This window comes from Ruegeria sp. HKCCD7251 (assembly GCF_013031165.1).
Taxonomy (GTDB): domain Bacteria; phylum Pseudomonadota; class Alphaproteobacteria; order Rhodobacterales; family Rhodobacteraceae; genus Ruegeria.
On record NZ_WPZC01000002.1, the window covers coordinates 328,069 to 344,640 of the forward strand.

Genomic DNA, 16,572 nt, shown 5'->3' on the forward strand with positions numbered 1-16,572 from the left:
CCGCCCTCACTCGATAATATTGCCGCGCAACATGAAACGCGCGTAAGCAACGGTTGAGACGAAGCCCAGCATGGCAATGATCATGGCGGATTCGAAAAAGATCTCGGTCCCCAGGGATAAGCCATACAGGATCAGAAGGGCGATGGTGTTGATCACCATCGTATCCAACGCCAGCACACGGGTGCCGACGCCGTCTGCTGTGATGATCCGCCAAAGGCACATCATGATGGCGGTTCCGAAGCACGCAAAGGCAAACCAGATGGCGTAGTCGATCATTCGAAAATCTCCTTGAGCCGGCGTTCATAGCGCTGCTTGATTTGATCCCGCACCGCATCGGGGTCGGGGGCGTCCAGGCAATGAACCAAAAGGCAATGACCTTGCGCTGACAGATCGCTGCTGACCGTGCCCGGTGTCATTGTAATGGTGCCGGCCAGAACGGTTATGGCCTCGGGCGTGCGTAGTTCCAGCGGTACGCTGATCCAATTGGGTTGGCGGTCTGCATCGCGTTTGAACAGGATGATCCGGGCGACGGTGACATTGGCCACGACGATATCCCAAAGTACGACCAGAATATACTCTACGACCATGGGCCAATTCCGCAGTTTCGGGCGATCCGGCCAGTAGGGTTGCGTGACGAATGGGATGATGATCCCTAAAATCAGGCCGAAGACCAACGAGTTCAGCGAAGGTTCGTTCGCCAGCAGAACCCACACAACCGTCAAAAGAAACGTCAGATGAGGGTGCGGAAATATCCGGCGCAGGAGTCTTATCATTCTTCGCCTCCCAAAACGGCTGAGATATAGTCTTCCGGGGTAAACAACTGCTGGGCCGTGCTGTTGGCGTATTGCAATGCAGGACCAGCGAATAACGTCAGCATGACAAGGCCAAGAACAAGCGTAAAGACGGCAGTGAAGGCAAGACCGGGTTGCGGTTCTGGCGCCGGAACTGCGTCAACCCCGTCTTCGTTTTCTTGGTCCGCTTCTGGGTTGTGCTGGGCGCCATGACTTTTCCAAAAGATCAGCGACCCGGCCCGCGCCAGCCCGACAATCGTGACGAATGAGCCGATCAGGATTACGGCCCAGATTGCGTTTGCGTCCCGTGCATCCCGCGCGGCGTCCAGAACCAACAATTTGCCGACAAAGCCGGATAGCGGCGGCATCCCTGCCAACGCGATGGCCCCGACAAAGAACAGGGCTGAAATCAACCCGCTCTGCGGCATTGGGCGCGTGGGGGCAATCGCTCCGCCGCGACGTTCCATCACCAGATCCGCCACCAGGAACAGCAGGGCGGTCGCTAGGGTCGAATGGTAGATATAGTACAGCGCCGCAGTTGTAGCGGTTTCTGTGAACAGCGAAATGGCAACCAGCAGCGTTCCCATCGATGCGATGGCGCAAAAGGCCACCATCCGCGCGATATGCTGCGCGCCAAGGATGCCGATCGTGCCCACCGCAAGCGTCACCAGAGCAGCCGGTTGTAGCCATGCGCCTACCAGTCCTTGCGTCGCTTCTACCTCGGGGCCGAAGCCCAGCGTGTACATCCGCAGGATCGAATAGGCCCCGACCTTGGTCATGATGGCAAACAGTGCTGCGACAGGCAGAGGGGCGTTTGCGTAGCTGGCGGGTAGCCAGAAATGCAGAGGCAATACCGCGGCCTTGATACAGAACACCAACAGCAACAGCACCGCGCCGACCCGCAGCAGGGCCGTGTCGTCGGCCGGTAGCTCGGCCACGCGTACAGCCATGTCCGCCATGTTTAGCGTACCGGTCACAGCATAAAGCGTTCCCAGTGCGAACAGGAACAGGGTTGATCCCAGCAGGTTATAAGCGACGTATTGCACGCCTGCCTTCAGACGCACCGCCCCGCCGCCATGGGTCATCAGGCCGTAAGAGGCGATCAGCAGAACCTCGAAGAAAACAAACAGGTTGAAGGCGTCGCCAGTCAGGAATGCGCCGCACACACCCATCAATTGAAAGTGGAACAAGGCATGGAAATGTTTGCCCCGGTCGTCCCAGCCCGAGGCGATGGCATACAGCACAATCGGCAGCGCCAGCAGGGCGGTCAGCAGTACCATCATGGCCGACAGTCGGTCCAGAACCAGAACAATACCGAACGGCGCGGGCCAGTCGCCCAGTTCATAAACCTGAATGTCTCCTCCCGCCGCCTGTGCAGTAATGGTCAGGGCAATCCCCAGCAGACCAACAACCCCGGCGACCGAGAAGATGCGTTGCAGGTCCAGATGATACCGCAGGACCATGATAATAAACGGGGCCAGGATCGCAGGAAGGACGACCGGCGCTACGATCCAGTGGTTCATGCGTCTTCTCCCGGCGCATCCACGCTGTCTTGCGCGGTCATGTCGATGTGGTCATCTCTGGACGACAGGTACGCCGACAATGAGATCATGACGATCACCGCCGTCATCCCGAACGAGATCACGATGGCCGTCAGAACCAGCGCCTGTGGCAGCGGATCGGTATAGGGAACGTCTTCGTATTTGTTCAGGACAGCAGGAGCGTTCAGCGCCAGCCGTCCGGTGGCGAACAGGAATACATTCACGGCGTAGGTCAGCAAGGACAGGCCCAGAATAACCGGAAAGGTTCTACGGCGCAGGATCAGGAAAATCCCGGCGGCGGTCATGATGCCAACGGCTGAGGCGACAAGCGCTTCCATCAGGCTTGCTCCTTTTCTTGTTCTTCTTCCGGGGGATTATCCCGCAGCGGGTTGATATCCATCGGGAATTCCTGCGCCATTCCGGGCTGCCAGGCAAACCGTGACAGACTGTCCAAAGCCAGCATGACAGCGCCCAGAACCGCCAGGAAAACGCCTGTGTCGAAAAGCATCGCCGTGGCCCATTCGAACTCTTCCAGCGGTGGCCAGTGCAGATAGCCGAAGTCGCTGGTCAGGAAGGGGCGTTCGTTGAACCACGCACCCAGACCCGTTGCGGCTGCGATCAGGACACCCCAGCCGATTGTGCCGTGATAATAGAACCGCTGCCGTTCAATGGCCCAAGTGTATCCGCTGGCCATGTATTGCATCAGGTAGGCGATGGCGACGATCAGTCCGGCGATAAAGCCGCCTCCGGGCTGGTTGTGGCCGCGGAAAAAGATATAGGCCCCCACCATCAACGCAATTGGCATCATCATGCGCGTCACGACCACCATCATGAGAGGGTGTGAATCACCCGATTGTGGCCAGTGCGGTTTGCGGTTCAGCAGATAGCTGCGGACATTCGTCCCCAATACGGATTCTGTCAGCGCAAAGATGATCAGGGCAGCAATCCCCAGCACAATGATTTCACCAAAGGTATCAAAACCCCGGAAGTCGACCAGAATCACGTTGACGACGTTGGTGCCTCCGCCTCCTTTGTACGAGTTGGCAAGGTGGAACTCGGAAATGGTTGGAAACGCAAAGTCACGCAGCATGAGCGCATAGATCAACGCGCCAGTACCCAGCCCTGCGACGACTGAAATAGCCGCGTCCCGCCAACGCCGCGTTGCGCTGCTGTCCCATGGTGTATCCGTAGGCAGAAAGTTCAGCGACAGCAGCAGAAGGATCATGGTCACCACTTCGACCGAGATCTGCGTCAGGGCCAAATCCGGAGCCGAGAGGTAGTTGAACGCCATTGAAACGATCAGTCCAACGACTCCAATCAGGACCAGCGACAGCAACCGGTTACGGTGGAACCACATAATCGCCAGCGTCGCACCCACCAGACAGATCCAACCGATGAACGGAATGAGTGGCGCAGGCAGGGCTTCGCGTGTCGCGACCCCCAGCGACCCGGTCGAATACGCATAGTATCCCAGTCCGAGCGTGAAGGCGATCAGGATTATGGCGTACCGGCTGATCACACCATTATGCAGCGCGTCTGTGACCCACCTGCTGAACACCGTGAATGCGCCAATGACATAGTCAAAGATCGCTTTGGCCTCGGGGCGGGGAAGGGCGTTCCAAAGCTGCTCGCCCCGGCGGTGAAGGGCCAGCAGGAACAGACCGCCCAGCGTTGCAACAACGGACATGTAAAACGCAGGCGTAAAGCCGTGCCACAGCTTCAGCGAGTAGTAGGGCAGTTTCTCGCCACCAATCACCGCGCTGGATACAACGGCGACCAGTGGCCCTACAATGGCCGCAGAATACAGGCCAATCAGCACAACAAGCACCACAAGGAAAGCCGGGGCCAGCCATAGCCCGACCGGAGGATCATGTGGATGGGCCGGGTAATCGCTCCGCTGTGGGCCAAGAAACACATGGCTGACGAAGCGGAATGAATATGCGGCAGAAAACAGCGCCGCCAGCAAAGCAAGACCCGGCACCAGGTAGTGTGAGTTCAACCAAGTGGTGTGAACGGTTTCTTCCAGCATCATCTCCTTGGACAAGAAGCCGTTCAGGGGCGGTAGCCCTGCCATTGACAGTGCTGCAATCGCTCCGATGGTGAAGGTTATCGGCATAAGCTTTCGCAGACCGCCAAGCCGCTTGATGTCGCGGGTTCCCGTCTCGTGATCGACAATGCCTGCGGTCATGAATAGCGCGGCCTTGAAGGTCGCGTGGTTGATGATGTGGAACACGGCTGCGACGGCTGCGAACTTGGTGCCAAAGCCCAGCAACATCGTCACCAGCCCCAGATGTGACACCGTTGAAAACGCCAGCAGCGCCTTCAGGTCATCTTTGAACAGAGCGATGCAGGCACCGATCAGCATCGTGACCAACCCTGTTGTCGCGACAATATAGAACCACGCATCTGTTCCGGCCAGAACCGGCCACATTCGCGCCATCAGGAAAAGCCCGGCCTTCACCATTGTGGCAGAGTGCAGGTAAGCCGAAACCGGTGTCGGTGCAGCCATCGCATGGGGCAACCAGAAGTGAAACGGGAATTGGGCCGACTTGGTGAAACACCCCAACAGGATCAGGATCAGCGCAAGCAGATAGTGCGGCGACGACTGGATCAGTTCTTTGTTCTGAAGAATGACGCTCAGGTCGTAGGAGCCGACGATATTGCCAAGGATCAGCATCCCCGCGATCATGGCGAGCCCGCCTGACCCCGTTACCGCCAGTGCCATTCTGGCCCCTTGGCGCCCTTCGGGAAGGTGTTTCCAATAGCCGATCAGTAAGAATGAGCTCAGCGACGTAAGTTCCCAGAAAATAAGTAGAAGAAGGATGTTGTCCGACAAAACGATACCGACCATCGCGCCCTGAAACAGCAGCAGGTACGTGTAGAACTGCCCCATCGGATCTTCGCGTGACAGGTAGAACCGGGCGTAGAGAATGATCAGCAGACCGATGCCCAGGATCAGCAGGGCAAACAGAAAACCAAGACCGTCCAGCATGAAATTGGCGTTCAGCCCAAGGCTGGGAATCCAATCAAACCGAGCGGTCACGACATCCCCCCGCATGACCGACGGGATGTGGATGAGCAAACCCATCAAGGCCAGAAACGTGGTCAGCCCCGCGGCGGATGCAGCTGCGTTTCGTCCCGCCCTGATAAGAAGGGCTGGAAACACAGCGCCGAGAAAGGGAAGGGCCGCGATGAGGAATAGGGACAAGTGCGATACTCCGGTCTGGGCGGTCAAAATTAGTACTGATTTTGTAAGGAAATATTTCCGACTGTCCAGCTATTGCAAGTTTTGCACTTTGTCCTACCCCTGCATTCAGGGCGAAGTTTTGTGCGGGAAAATGACGCGATCTTGATTGGCGCGTCTATTTTCGGCGCGGAATTGAAACTGGGACTGTGATAAACCCGTCTTGCCGGTTTAGGAGTATGCGACGTGGCAGGTGAAACAGCTAGAACACGCAGATTGGTCGTGCTTGGCACGGTCGGCGTCGTGGCAATAGGGTTGGCGGTCCGCGAATACCGGCTGATCCCTCCTGTTTACGCGGGTGGGCAGCTTGGGGTTCGGGACGCGCACCAACAGGCTGTATCAGGTGAGATATTGTTGCTTGATATCCGCACGCCACGGGAATGGGCGGCGACAGGCGTCGGAGAAGGGGCGGCAACGCTGGACATGCGCCGGGAGGATTTTGTCGAGGTATTGGATCAATTGACCGACGGCGACAAGACCACGGCAATCGCTTTGATCTGCGCGCGTGGTGTCCGGTCAGCCCGGCTGAGTAACCGCCTAAGTGAGGCCGGGTTTGAGAACATTATCGACGTTCCCGAAGGTATGCTTGGGTCCGCTGCGGGTCCGGGCTGGCTGCGTACGGGCCTGCCTTTGGTTGACTACGAAAAGGAATAGCTATGATCCGAACGGTGACATTGGCACTTGGCCTTTCGCTTGCGGGTCAGACCGGCCTTGCCGCCTGTGCTGATCAGGACGGGATGTGCGAAACGGCCTCGGGTGGGTACCACATCGAACTGCCACAGGCCGAAAACCCGCCGCTGGTGGTTTTTCTGCACGGCTATGGCGGCACCGCAACGGGGACTTTGAAAAACCGCAGGATGGTCGACCCTCTACTGGCCCGAGGCTATGCGGTCATGGCCCCCGAAGGGTCAGAGCGAAACGGACGCCAAAGCTGGAATTTTTTCCCCGGATGGGAAGGCAGGGACGAGACCGCATTCCTGACCGAAGTGGTGCAGAACGCCTCGGACCGGTTTGGTGTTGATGCCGACCGCGTGGTTCTGGGTGGGTTTTCGGCCGGGGCCTTCATGGTCTACTATCTGGCATGCGCTGCGCCCGAGACATTCTCGGCCTATGTGCCGGTATCCGGCGGGTTTTGGCGGCCCCATCCCCAAAGTTGCGAGGGACCGGTGCGCATGTTTCACACGCATGGCTGGACCGACAATGTCGTCCCGCTGGAAGGCCGCATCCTTGGCGGAGGCCGCTTTCATCAGGGCGATATTTTTGCCGGGTTGGAAATATGGCGCATAGCCAACGAATGCGCAGACACCAAGCCAACCGGCTTTTCCACAACCGGCGAATTCATGCGCCGTCACTGGAGTGGTTGCGCCGATGGCAGCGCGTTGGAATTCGCGCTTTTCCCCGGGGGTCACAATGTGCCCAAGGGGTGGTCCGATATGATGGTTGACTGGTATGAAGGCCTGCCGGGGGGCTGACCAAAGCGCCTTATTCGGCAGGCGTCATGACGCCCTTGCCCTCGATCAGACGCTTCAATTCATCCCGGTGCCGGCGGGCCGATCTGGTGATCGCAGGTTCCTGAATATCTTCTTTCATCCCGAGCATACGGCGCGCGGGTGCAGATGAAACACCGCTGAGCGCCGATAACGGAATGGCAAACGCCAGGCTAATGGCAATCGGAGCCAGCCAGATCGACACGAGGCCCGACAGAATGCCAACACTCAGGGCGACGCCGCTGATGGTTTCCAGCGCATGGCACAGGATCAATGTACGCAGCCCATAGCTGCCGCCATCGCGCGCCTGTGGGGACCAGCCTTTTTGCACACCAAACGCTGTACGGAAAACGGCGATCATCTGCTGCACCATAAGGATCGGAGCATAGAGGATGGACAGGACCACCTCGACCAGAAAAGAGGTCAGGAACTTGGAACCGCCACCAAACTCGGAATAGCGCATACCGCTTAGGGGCAGTGCCAGAACGCCAAGCACTTTGGGGGCCAGTAGCATGGCGTACATGACCAAGATAATCAGGACGTGACGGGTTTCCGACATTTCAGGCCACTGCGGGAACAGAGGGTTATCGGGGCTGAAATAATGCAGAACCGACGCGTCTTCGCCCTGACCGATAAGCGCCCACATGACCAGTAACGCGAACCAAAGCGGTGACATCAGGTATCCAACAGCACCGTGGAACATGTGGAACCGCGATACGGCCCGGAACCCGGCAGAATCCAACAATTTCAGGTGCTGCAGGTTGCCCTGGCACCAGCGCCTGTCCCGCAATGCGTGATCAATCAGCGTCGGCGGGGTTTCTTCGTAAGATCCACGGATGCGCGGCAGGAACCGCACGCCCCATCCGGCGCGGCGCATTAGCCCAGCCTCGACGAAGTCGTGGCTCATGATCAGCTTTTCCTGACCGCTGAGCGTCCGTAGTTTTGGCAGACCCGCACAATTGGCAAAAGCCTTGGTGCGGATAATGGCGTTGTGACCCCAATAGTTGCCCTCTTGCCCGCACCAGCGGGCCAGCCCTTCGGCAAAGGCGATACCGTAAACCCCATTGGCGAATTGTTGCATGCGGGCAAAAACCGACTGCGCGCCGATCAATTGAGGATAGCTCTGGATCAGGCCCGCGCCGGGGTCGCGCGCCAACGAGTCGGTCAGGCGCAGGATTGCGTGGCCCGTCATCAGGCTGTCTGCGTCCAGCACCAGCATCGCGTCCCAATCAGCACCCCAGCGACTGACCCAATCGGCAATGTTTCCGACCTTGCGGTCCGTGTTCTGTTCACGCCGACGGTAATAGAGTTCCAACCCCGGCGCGAGCGTGGTGCGCAACGCTTCGATACTGGCTTGTTCCTGCGCGGCAATTTCGGGATCGCGGGTGTCGGACAAGATGAACATGCCATAGTGATGCTGACCACCTTGCGCGCGCAGGTCTTCCAGCATCGTCCGGGCATTCCCCAGAACATTCCACGGAACCTCGTTATAGACAGGCATCAGCAGAGCAACGCGCAGCGGCTGCGCGCGATCTTGCCGTCGCGGCGGTTCTTGCCGGGACAGCGACACCATGCCCAGCAATACAGTGCAGACCGTGAAAGCGATCCAGAAGAAATTAAAGGAAATTAGGGTTAGAAGGATACCTTCCACCAGATTGATCCCTTCGGCCGCAAACCAGTCCGCCATCACCCATAGCAAGCCCAGCGTCGCAACCATTGCGGGCGAGAACACAAGCGCACGCCAGAAGCCAGCCGAAGGACGCTGGCCGCCCGGGACTTGTGCATCGCGGAACCCTGCGCGGAAATTCTGCGCTGGCATCGCCAAAGGGGTCTCAGGCGGCATGATATGCAAATCGCTGCTCATATGGTCCAACGGTACAGCCAGACCTCTGAGGCCGGTTGTTTGTCTTTCAACAATTGCGCACGCAGTTCGACGTGGTTGCGTTCACCGGGTTGGAACGAGAATGCCAGCCGCAACCCACCCGTATCGGGGTTACGCTGCAATACACCATCCGAGGTTTCGGCATGGGGCGAGTCCACGAAGATGGTCATCGCCTCGGGATCATCGAACAATTCGCTTGGCTCAAAGTCGATGACAGCCAGACGGCCGTCGCCAAAGGTGTTGTCCCCCATCGCCGTGTTGATCACGCGCGGCATTGGGGTCCGCTGTGGTTCTTCGCCCCAGATCAGGCGATAGGACAGGTCGACCTGACTGCCTGCCGTGTACGGCTCCATTGGCCGCCAATAGGCTACGATGTTGTCATAAATCTCTTGATCGGCCGGAATTTCAACCAGCGTCACCGTGCCCTTGCCCCAGTCGCCGTTTGGTTCAACCCACAGGCTGGGACGTTTGTGGTAATTGGCCTCAAGATCGGCATAGTCCGAGAATTCCCGCTTGCGCTGCATCAGGCCGAAACCACGCGGGTTCATGTCGACGAAAGAGGAAATCTGCAAACGGGTAGGGTTGGCCAATGGCCGCCACAGTACCTCGCCGGCGCCGTTGCGGATCAATAGCCCGTCGCTGTCGTGGACGGCGGGGCGGAAGTCGTCAAAGCGGCTGTGGTTGGTTTGATCGAACAGGAACATCGACGTGCCCGGTGCGATCCCCACGTGAGTCAGGTCCTCGCGCGGGAACAGCGTAGCTTCGACATCCATCACGCAATCCGCACCGGCGGTGACGTTGAACCGATAGGCACCGGTCACGCTGGGGCTGTCCATCAGGGCGTGCACAACCATGTTGCGCTGGCCGGGTTCAGGGCGTTCCAGCCAAAAGCGGATGAATTCCGGGAACTCCTCGCCATCCGGGTCGCCGGTTTTCAGGGCAAGTCCGCGCGCGGACAGGCCGTAAACCTCGTGCAGGCCAATGGCGCGAAAATAGCTGGCCCCTTGCCAGACGCAGAACTCGTCTGTCTCGCCGGGGCGGTGCATTTCGGTCCGCAGGCGCAGGCCAGAAAAGCCCAGCGTATCGTCGATGGGCAGTTGTGGCACGTCTTCGGACTTGTCGAACATCGACAGGTCAAAAGCGACCGGCGTGGCCATGCCACCCTCGACCGTGGCCACTTTGACAGTGCGGGGGAAGTAAAGGCCGGGTGTGAAGAAATCGACGTTAAACGGCGTTTCGGTTTCGTACCACAGCGCGCGATCTAGACGGAACCGGATCGAGCGGTATTGCTGATAGGTCAGGTCCTGCCATTCCTGCGGGACCATTTCCCGTTCCGCAAATGGCCGACTGGCCAGATCACGGGCAAGCGCGATCACGTCTTCGCGCTGAAATGGAACTTCACCACCTACCGCAAAGGTCGCCGGGGCGATTGCAAGCGCCGAGGTTGAGGCCAGAAATGCGCGACGTGTGAAATTCATTTTTTCGACTTCCAAGGTTGTGACTTAAACCACGCGGCCGTGTAAGCGACGCCGATGATCATGGCAAAGCCAATCATGTTTGCGGCAAACACGCTGGCAACATCCCGCCCACTCAGGTCCAGTCCGACGCCGATAAGTCGTGCTGCTGCCATTGAAAATACGAAGACAGCCAGTGACTGCTGCCCAACTTTGGTGATGACGGTCAACAGGAACTGCCAGACCCGCGCGGCAGCTCCGTGCCCGGTCGCGATCAGGCGGTGACCATGCTCACCGGCGACGACCCAGCCCAGATAGGCTAGCGACAGGAAGTGAATGTAACGGAAGAGGCCGAATTCCGTTTTGTCGCGGAATTCCTTGGTGACGGGCCAGACTTTGCGGATTTCGTCGGCAAGGTCAGGGGCTGCCGCATTGATCCACATAAACACTTTCCAGGACCCGAAAGGCATTGACAGGATCAGGAATAGCGCCGCTGCCCAGATCAACGTTTTCGACACAGGCGGGGCAGGAATCCAGCCTCTCATGAAGGCAAAGCCAGTGAAGAACAGCAACTGCCATCCAAAGGGGTTGAAAAACCACTCCCGTTCCGACCACGGTTCGGCGGGCAGGGCCAGCGCACCCGTCTGTGCAATGAGCCAGATCGCTATGGACGTGGCGGCAACGGCCCAAAATCCAACCCGATACAAGCCCATGAACACGGGCATAAGGGCCAGAACCACCAGATACATCGGCAGAATGTCAAAGTAGTTCGGCACGTAAGTCAGCGTGAACAACCCTACCATTTGCGGGGCCGGGTCATTGAAGAAATGCTGCAGGTTCAGGGACGAGATGTAGGTTTTCTCGAAAAGCCCGGTCTGATCCAGTGCAGCCATCGACATGGCCACGAAGAAGAACAGGCAGATATGCGCCCAGTATACCTGCCAGATGCGGAAGGCGACACGCGCCGTGCCCATCCACCAGCCTTTGCGCAAAAAAGCACCGCCAAATGCGATGGCCGAGGCCATGCCCGAGCAGAACACAAAAATCTCGGTTGCGTCCGAGAACCCGAACCGCGCGGGAATCCACTTGGCCCAGGGGTCGTTTGGGATATGGGCGATCAGGATGATAAACATCGCGATGCCGCGATAGAAATCCAGGCGCGGGTCGCGCACGCGGGCAGGGGCGGCTGCCTTGGCCGCCACAGGCGCAAAATCAGAAGCGGGCGATGCTGTCGCCATACGTGTTCTGTCCTTCTTTGGTCTTTTGTTTTTGTTATTCAGCCGGAACGCTTTGTGCATCCCGATCATCGCGGGCCGCGTCGATCAATGCGCGGCGCGCAAGGGCGTAATTGTCCTCGCCACCGGCCCGTTTTGCGCGGCGGTCATCCAGAATGCGCTCGACTGCATCTAAACGCCCGGCGCGCAGGCCGGAATCAATTGTGATGCGCTCGAATACATCACGTTGCGCGTGACTGCCACCTGCCAATTGCATTCCGTCACGTGCATTGGACAGGAAATCAAAGGCTTGACCATAAAGCCCCTCGCCGAAGGCTTCCAGCCCCTTGGCCGCCGCGATCCCCGGATCGGACATGCGGATCGGGGTGTCACCCTGATTGCGCTGGGCGTCTTTCTGGATGCGTTGCAGCATCTTGCCGGTGGCCTCGGGGCGCTTGTCGCCAGTGAGGGCCAGCAAATAGTGCAGATCGGCGAAGATCAGGCAGCCATCCTCGGTTCGCGCGGCGCTGAGATCGGCCAGTTCTTCCCAGCGGTTGCCAACATTGACGCCCTCAAGCTCAAGCCGCGATAACAGAGAGGTGGCGTTCGAGATGTCGCGGTAGTCGTCGGTTTTGTCCTGACGGATATAGTTGTCATACAACTCCATCACCTGATCGACCTGACCCAGATCCAGATGCATCAGCGCCTTGTGCCACCAGACGTGGTAGCGGAAGTTGTTGCAATGGGTCCAGGCGTCCTCGCGCCCGGCCAACCAGTCCAGACCCAGTTGTGCATTGCCTGTCATCTCATGCACATGTGCGACGGCGTGCAGGCCCCATGCATCGTCGGAGGCCATCCACAAGGCCTGACGACCTGCGATCTCGGCTTTTTCATAGGCGCCCGTTTCTTCCAGCGCGAAAGAGTGGCAGCCCAGCAGATAGCCGCGCCCCGCGTGATCAGGTTCATACGCGGGCATCACCCTTTCGATGGATCGGCGCATCCCGGCGGAGTCACCCAAAATAAACCGGGTGGCATGGCTAAGCTTCATTGCTAGCGTATCTTGCGGATGCGCGCGCAGGACCTCTTCGAACTTCTGTACAGCCTGCGAAGGCAGATCGGCCAGATAAAGCTCCAATGCATCAACATACAGACGCTCGCGGTCTGTGACTGGCTGACGCTCCATCGCGGCCTTTGCAGAGACCAGCGCGTCGGTTGCAACAGGCATCATCTCGCGCCGCCCCAAGAGGATCATGAACAAGCCTTTGACCGCGTGACCCAGCGCAAAGTCGGGCTCAAGTTCCAGGACAGCGACCAGGTGCTGCGGGGTGACCGCCGCGTGCGCCATGAATCCAAGCAGCACCCCGTTCCATGCTTCGACGCTTGTCGGGTGGCTCAGAGTGTTCATCTGTCCGAAAACGTCTTGTTTCATGCTCGTGGTCCGATCCAGTTTTGAATATGTTGCTCTATTCGACTTACCAGAGACTCTAGCGGCGTCGTATCAGTATCGACCAACCTCTCGAATTGGTGAAAGGCTGTGTGCCTAAAACGTGAAAAAAACCGCCGATTCAACGGCATGTTTCAGCAACATGCCGCCTAATTCGGCGTTCTGTTTCAATCTTTGAACGGATTTTCAGCGTTCAGAACTTCCTGTGTGTCCGCCCCAAAGACCGGGGGAGCGGCACGATATGTAACCCGTGTGCGCGAGAAATTGAGCGGATTTCCGATCAGTTTCACTTCGGCTGGACCGGCCTGCATTGCAATCTGCATTTGCCGCGCCGCGACCTGTTCGGTGTCAAAAACCTGATCCATTGTCTGCACGGGGCCGACGGGCACTTTGCGGTTTTCAAGCTCGGATATCACCGTTTCAGTATCAACGGATCGAACGGCGGGGCGAAGTATTGCGTTCAGCGCATCCCGGTTTTCAAGACGCGAAGGGTTCGTGGCAAACCTCGCGTCATCGGCCAGTTCGGGGCGATCAACAAAGTCGCAGAAACGCCTGAACTGGCTGTCATTCCCGACTGCCAGAATGACGTGGCCGTCTGACGTTTCATAGACATCATAAGGCACGATATTTGGATGGCCGTTTCCGCGCCGCTGCGGAACGTCGCCAGAGGTCAGGTAGTTGACCCCTTCATTGATCAGCCACGCAATCTGAGCATCCACAAGCGCAAGGTCGATCTGCTGGCCTTCTCCGGTCAAGTCTCGGTGACGCAGCGCGGCCAGAATGCCAACAGTTGCGTACATCCCGCACATGACATCCGCGATGCCCACACCCACTTTCATCGGAGCGCCCTCGGGATCACCTGTCAGGGACATGATGCCGCCGTAGCCTTGCGCCATCAGGTCATAGCCGGGTTTTGACGAATTGGGGCCCGTCTGCCCATAACCCGAAATGGAACAATAGACGAGGCCGGGAAGGTCTTTGGACAACGCCTTGTAATCCAACCCGTATTTTGCCAGCCCCCCGGGTTTGAAGTTCTCGATCAGGATATCCGCATATGAGGCCAGTCTTTTGATCTCGGCCTGACCCTCGGCTGTAGCGATGTCTATGGCGACGGATTTCTTGTTGCGGTTGGCCGACATGAAATACGCGCTCAGGTCCGAGGGGTTTCCGTCGGCGTCCGCCACATAGGGCGGCCCCCATTGGCGCGTGTCGTCGCCCTTGGTTGCTGGGTTTTCGATCTTGATCACGTTGGCGCCCAGATCCCCCAGAAGCTGAGTGCAAGTCGGCCCCGCAAGGATGCGGGACAGGTCCAATACCTTTACGCCTTTCAGCGGGCCTTCAGATACGGCCATCATAGCCTCCACGGTCAATTTCTGCGGCAATCACAGTGAATGTGTCAGATTTCATCGCTGCGTCCAGTGCTGCGCGCAATTCGGAACGTGTGCGAACCGTGTGGCCGCTGCCGCCAAATGCGCGGCCCATTGCCGCAAAATCGTGTCGGTCGAAGTCCACACCTTTGTTTCCCATCTGACGTTGCCGCTGTTTCAACTCGATCAGGGCAAGGCTTGCGTCCACGAAGACCAGAAAAATGGGGTTACCGCCCATTTCGGCGGCGGTCGAAAGCTCTCCGGCGACCATCAGGAATCCGGCGTCCCCCGAAAAGCTGATCACGGGGCGGTCGGGCTCTGCCAGTTTTAGACCGATCGCCATCGGCACGGCGCACCCCATCGTGCAAAGGGCCGAAGATTGGATCAACCCGCGTTCCTCGGAACATTCCCACATCTGGCTGAGAAGGATTCGATGGGCCCCGCTATCTGCCGTGGCTAGTGTTTCCGGTGGCAGTGCAGCGCGTGTTTCAGCGATAACGGCTGCCGGTCCCCACTCATCATCAGCCGGAAAGGCCTGTAACAATGTAGACTTGACCTTGTCCGGTTCACCGCCGGGCCAGGTTTTGCGGGCGGGGTTGCCCTTGGCAATCGCTTCAAGTGTCGCGCCTGTATCGGCCACCAAATTCAACCCGGCCTGATGCATGTAGTGGTCATTAACCACGGCCGAGATATCAATGACCCGCTTTTCATCTGGGTCCCAAATCTCGCGCCAGCCGGGGCGCATTTCGATTGGGTCATAGCCCAGACACAAAACCAGATCAGCCTGTTCAACCAACGGCACCAGATGCTTGTCGGCCAACGGTGACAGACCCGCGCCACCCAAGCACAGGGGGTGATCTTCGGGGACGACGCCCTTGGCCTTGTAGGTGGTGACGAATGGAATGTCGAAATGTTCCAGAAACGCCTGCACGACGTTGCGCGAGTCATCGTAAAGAACATCAAGCCCGACAATGGCAATGGGGCGTTCGGCCTCGGTGACCCAGCGGCGGGCTTTCTCAATGCAATTCCCTTCGGGCGCGACCGCACCGGGTTTGGTAAGTCGGCGGCGTTTTACGCCCGATACGCATGTATCCGCGACCGAGATGGGCACATCAATATGCACCGGACCGGGGCGGGGCTGGTTGGCCAGCGAGACGGCCTTGTCCGCAATGATATCCGCGCCCTTTGCGGTGAGCGTAAAGGTCCCCTTGGTGATCGAGTGATAGACCTGCGCGTGATCCATGACCTGATGGGTATAGGTCAGCGCCTCATCCGCGTCGACGCACCCGGTCAGAACGATCATGGGCACCCTGTCCTGCAAGGCGTTGGCAACCACATTGATCCCGTTCATCGCTCCGGGGCCGAGTGTTGCGACAAGAATTGCAGGCGCGCCGTCGCGGTGATGCACAGCCTCAGCCATGAATCCTGCTGCGTTTTCGTGTTTGGTCAGGTGAAAGGTGATCCCGGCCTGTTCCAGCGCGTCCACCAGTGTCAGGACTTCGCCGCCCGGCATGCCAAAGGCGTGGCGGCACCCGGCCTCATAAAGACGTTCGGCCAGAAGGTCCGCAGCGCGGGGCGAAAGGTCCTGCATCAGTCGTGCTCCGAAAATATGTTTCAAAGCAGATTGCGGAGGACGGCCCCGGACGCAAGGCGGATCACGCCAGTGTGACTATTTGACTGCGGTTTCGGCTATGGACTGAAACTTTGTATCCAGATCAGCCGCGATGTTTCGCAACGGTTCGCCGCCTTCCAGCAGATAGGGTGAAAAAACAAAGCTGGGTGTCTTGTAGGACAAAGTGGCGGTGCCATCGGGGTTTTCTGTCACATAGAACCGGATCGGGGCCTCGATCATCGCGTTCACTGACGTTTCAAGAACGCGTACCGCGTAGTCATTGTTAAAGACACCAATGACCCGGTTGCCGGGAATGGTGATCCCACGTGCTGCGGCAGCCTGTGTCGGCCCGGCCTGAGTGACCACGATCAACCCGTTTTCCTTCACGGCGGCTTTTGTGTCTGTCAGCAGGTCCTCGTAGGATTTCTGCGTTGGATAAACGGCCCATCCTGACGGCGCGTCGTCTGCCCAGGCAGGCAAGGCCAAGAACCCCAACGCAAACAAAGCAGCTTTCATAATAAGTCTCCTACGAAATA

At 58.5% G+C, this 16,572-nt stretch carries 14 protein-coding genes; 2 read left to right on the forward strand and 12 right to left on the reverse strand.

Features of this window, described 5'->3' with window-relative positions; genetic code table 11:
• Positions 1-6: 6 nt before the first annotated feature.
• From GOX75_RS07770 to GOX75_RS07790, 5 genes are read right to left on the reverse strand one after another with little or no spacing between them, the layout of a single operon-like run.
• Positions 7-276 carry a K+/H+ antiporter subunit F gene (locus GOX75_RS07770; protein WP_171122015.1) on the reverse strand — a complete coding sequence of 90 codons (270 nt, stop codon included), beginning with the start codon at positions 274-276 and terminating at the stop codon, positions 7-9.
• On the reverse strand, positions 273-773 hold the full coding sequence (locus GOX75_RS07775; protein WP_174825780.1) for a Na+/H+ antiporter subunit E: 501 nt from the start codon (positions 771-773) through the stop codon (positions 273-275). Before GOX75_RS07775 ends, GOX75_RS07770 begins: the two co-directional genes overlap by 4 nt.
• On the reverse strand, positions 770-2,314 hold the full coding sequence (locus tag GOX75_RS07780; protein WP_171122016.1) for a monovalent cation/H+ antiporter subunit D: 1,545 nt from the start codon (positions 2,312-2,314) through the stop codon (positions 770-772). Before GOX75_RS07780 ends, GOX75_RS07775 begins: the two co-directional genes overlap by 4 nt.
• Positions 2,311-2,670, reverse strand: a complete 360-nt coding sequence (locus GOX75_RS07785) for a Na+/H+ antiporter subunit C (protein WP_171122017.1) — start codon at positions 2,668-2,670, stop codon at positions 2,311-2,313. The genes GOX75_RS07780 and GOX75_RS07785 overlap by 4 nt, the downstream gene beginning before the upstream one ends.
• Entirely contained in the window at positions 2,670-5,540 is a 2,871-nt protein-coding gene (locus GOX75_RS07790; RefSeq protein WP_171122018.1) for a monovalent cation/H+ antiporter subunit A, read from the reverse strand. Before GOX75_RS07790 ends, GOX75_RS07785 begins: the two co-directional genes overlap by 1 nt.
• 222 nt (positions 5,541-5,762) lie before the next feature.
• Here GOX75_RS07790 and GOX75_RS07795 point away from each other — a divergent pair, with 222 nt between their 5' ends.
• Positions 5,763-6,230 (forward strand): rhodanese-like domain-containing protein, encoded by a 468-nt coding sequence (locus GOX75_RS07795; protein WP_171122019.1) that lies wholly within the window; start codon positions 5,763-5,765, stop codon positions 6,228-6,230.
• 2 nt (positions 6,231-6,232) lie between these two features.
• The gene (locus GOX75_RS07800; RefSeq protein ID WP_171122020.1) at positions 6,233-7,048 is read left to right on the forward strand and encodes a PHB depolymerase family esterase; all 816 of its coding nucleotides are present in this window, start codon (positions 6,233-6,235) and stop codon (positions 7,046-7,048) included.
• Positions 7,049-7,058: 10 nt separating this feature from the next.
• On the opposite strand, the gene mdoH is transcribed toward GOX75_RS07800, so the two are convergent.
• From mdoH to GOX75_RS07835, 7 genes are all read right to left on the reverse strand, one after another.
• Entirely contained in the window at positions 7,059-8,927 is a 1,869-nt protein-coding gene (mdoH, locus tag GOX75_RS07805; protein WP_171122021.1) for a glucans biosynthesis glucosyltransferase MdoH, read from the reverse strand.
• Entirely contained in the window at positions 8,924-10,423 is a 1,500-nt protein-coding gene (locus GOX75_RS07810; protein ID WP_171122022.1) for a glucan biosynthesis protein, read from the reverse strand. The genes mdoH and GOX75_RS07810 overlap by 4 nt, the downstream gene beginning before the upstream one ends.
• Complete coding sequence (locus GOX75_RS07815; RefSeq protein WP_171122023.1) at positions 10,420-11,637, reverse strand: OpgC family protein; 1,218 nt, start codon at positions 11,635-11,637, stop codon at positions 10,420-10,422. Before GOX75_RS07815 ends, GOX75_RS07810 begins: the two co-directional genes overlap by 4 nt.
• 34 nt (positions 11,638-11,671) lie before the next feature.
• Positions 11,672-13,042, reverse strand: a complete 1,371-nt coding sequence (locus GOX75_RS07820; RefSeq protein WP_171122024.1) for a tetratricopeptide repeat protein — start codon at positions 13,040-13,042, stop codon at positions 11,672-11,674.
• 182 nt (positions 13,043-13,224) lie between these two features.
• Positions 13,225-14,409, reverse strand: a complete 1,185-nt coding sequence (locus tag GOX75_RS07825) for a CaiB/BaiF CoA-transferase family protein (protein WP_171122025.1) — start codon at positions 14,407-14,409, stop codon at positions 13,225-13,227.
• Complete coding sequence (locus tag GOX75_RS07830) at positions 14,396-16,015, reverse strand: thiamine pyrophosphate-binding protein (RefSeq protein WP_171122026.1); 1,620 nt, start codon at positions 16,013-16,015, stop codon at positions 14,396-14,398. The genes GOX75_RS07825 and GOX75_RS07830 overlap by 14 nt, the downstream gene beginning before the upstream one ends.
• A 78-nt stretch (positions 16,016-16,093) precedes the next feature.
• Complete coding sequence (locus GOX75_RS07835; RefSeq protein WP_171122027.1) at positions 16,094-16,552, reverse strand: DUF302 domain-containing protein; 459 nt, start codon at positions 16,550-16,552, stop codon at positions 16,094-16,096.
• Between the last annotated feature and the right edge of the window lie 20 nt (positions 16,553-16,572).

What these genes read in the sequence shown, in the direction of transcription:
- GOX75_RS07785 (WP_171122017.1), bottom strand. Translation starts at nt 2,670, where the DNA reads ATGGAAGCGCTTGTCGCCTCAGCCGTTGGCATCATGACCGCCGCCGGG.
- GOX75_RS07830 (WP_171122026.1), bottom strand. Translation starts at nt 16,015, where the DNA reads ATGCAGGACCTTTCGCCCCGCGCTGCGGACCTTCTGGCCGAACGTCTT.
- GOX75_RS07775 (WP_174825780.1), bottom strand. Translation starts at nt 773, where the DNA reads ATGATAAGACTCCTGCGCCGGATATTTCCGCACCCTCATCTGACGTTT.
- GOX75_RS07810 (WP_171122022.1), bottom strand. Translation starts at nt 10,423, where the DNA reads ATGAATTTCACACGTCGCGCATTTCTGGCCTCAACCTCGGCGCTTGCA.
- GOX75_RS07820 (WP_171122024.1), bottom strand. Translation starts at nt 13,042, where the DNA reads ATGAAACAAGACGTTTTCGGACAGATGAACACTCTGAGCCACCCGACA.
- mdoH (WP_171122021.1), bottom strand. Translation starts at nt 8,927, where the DNA reads ATGAGCAGCGATTTGCATATCATGCCGCCTGAGACCCCTTTGGCGATG.
- GOX75_RS07835 (WP_171122027.1), bottom strand. Translation starts at nt 16,552, where the DNA reads ATGAAAGCTGCTTTGTTTGCGTTGGGGTTCTTGGCCTTGCCTGCCTGG.
- GOX75_RS07800 (WP_171122020.1), top strand. Translation starts at nt 6,233, where the DNA reads ATGATCCGAACGGTGACATTGGCACTTGGCCTTTCGCTTGCGGGTCAG.
- GOX75_RS07780 (WP_171122016.1), bottom strand. Translation starts at nt 2,314, where the DNA reads ATGAACCACTGGATCGTAGCGCCGGTCGTCCTTCCTGCGATCCTGGCC.
- GOX75_RS07815 (WP_171122023.1), bottom strand. Translation starts at nt 11,637, where the DNA reads ATGGCGACAGCATCGCCCGCTTCTGATTTTGCGCCTGTGGCGGCCAAG.
- GOX75_RS07825 (WP_171122025.1), bottom strand. Translation starts at nt 14,409, where the DNA reads ATGGCCGTATCTGAAGGCCCGCTGAAAGGCGTAAAGGTATTGGACCTG.
- GOX75_RS07770 (WP_171122015.1), bottom strand. Translation starts at nt 276, where the DNA reads ATGATCGACTACGCCATCTGGTTTGCCTTTGCGTGCTTCGGAACCGCC.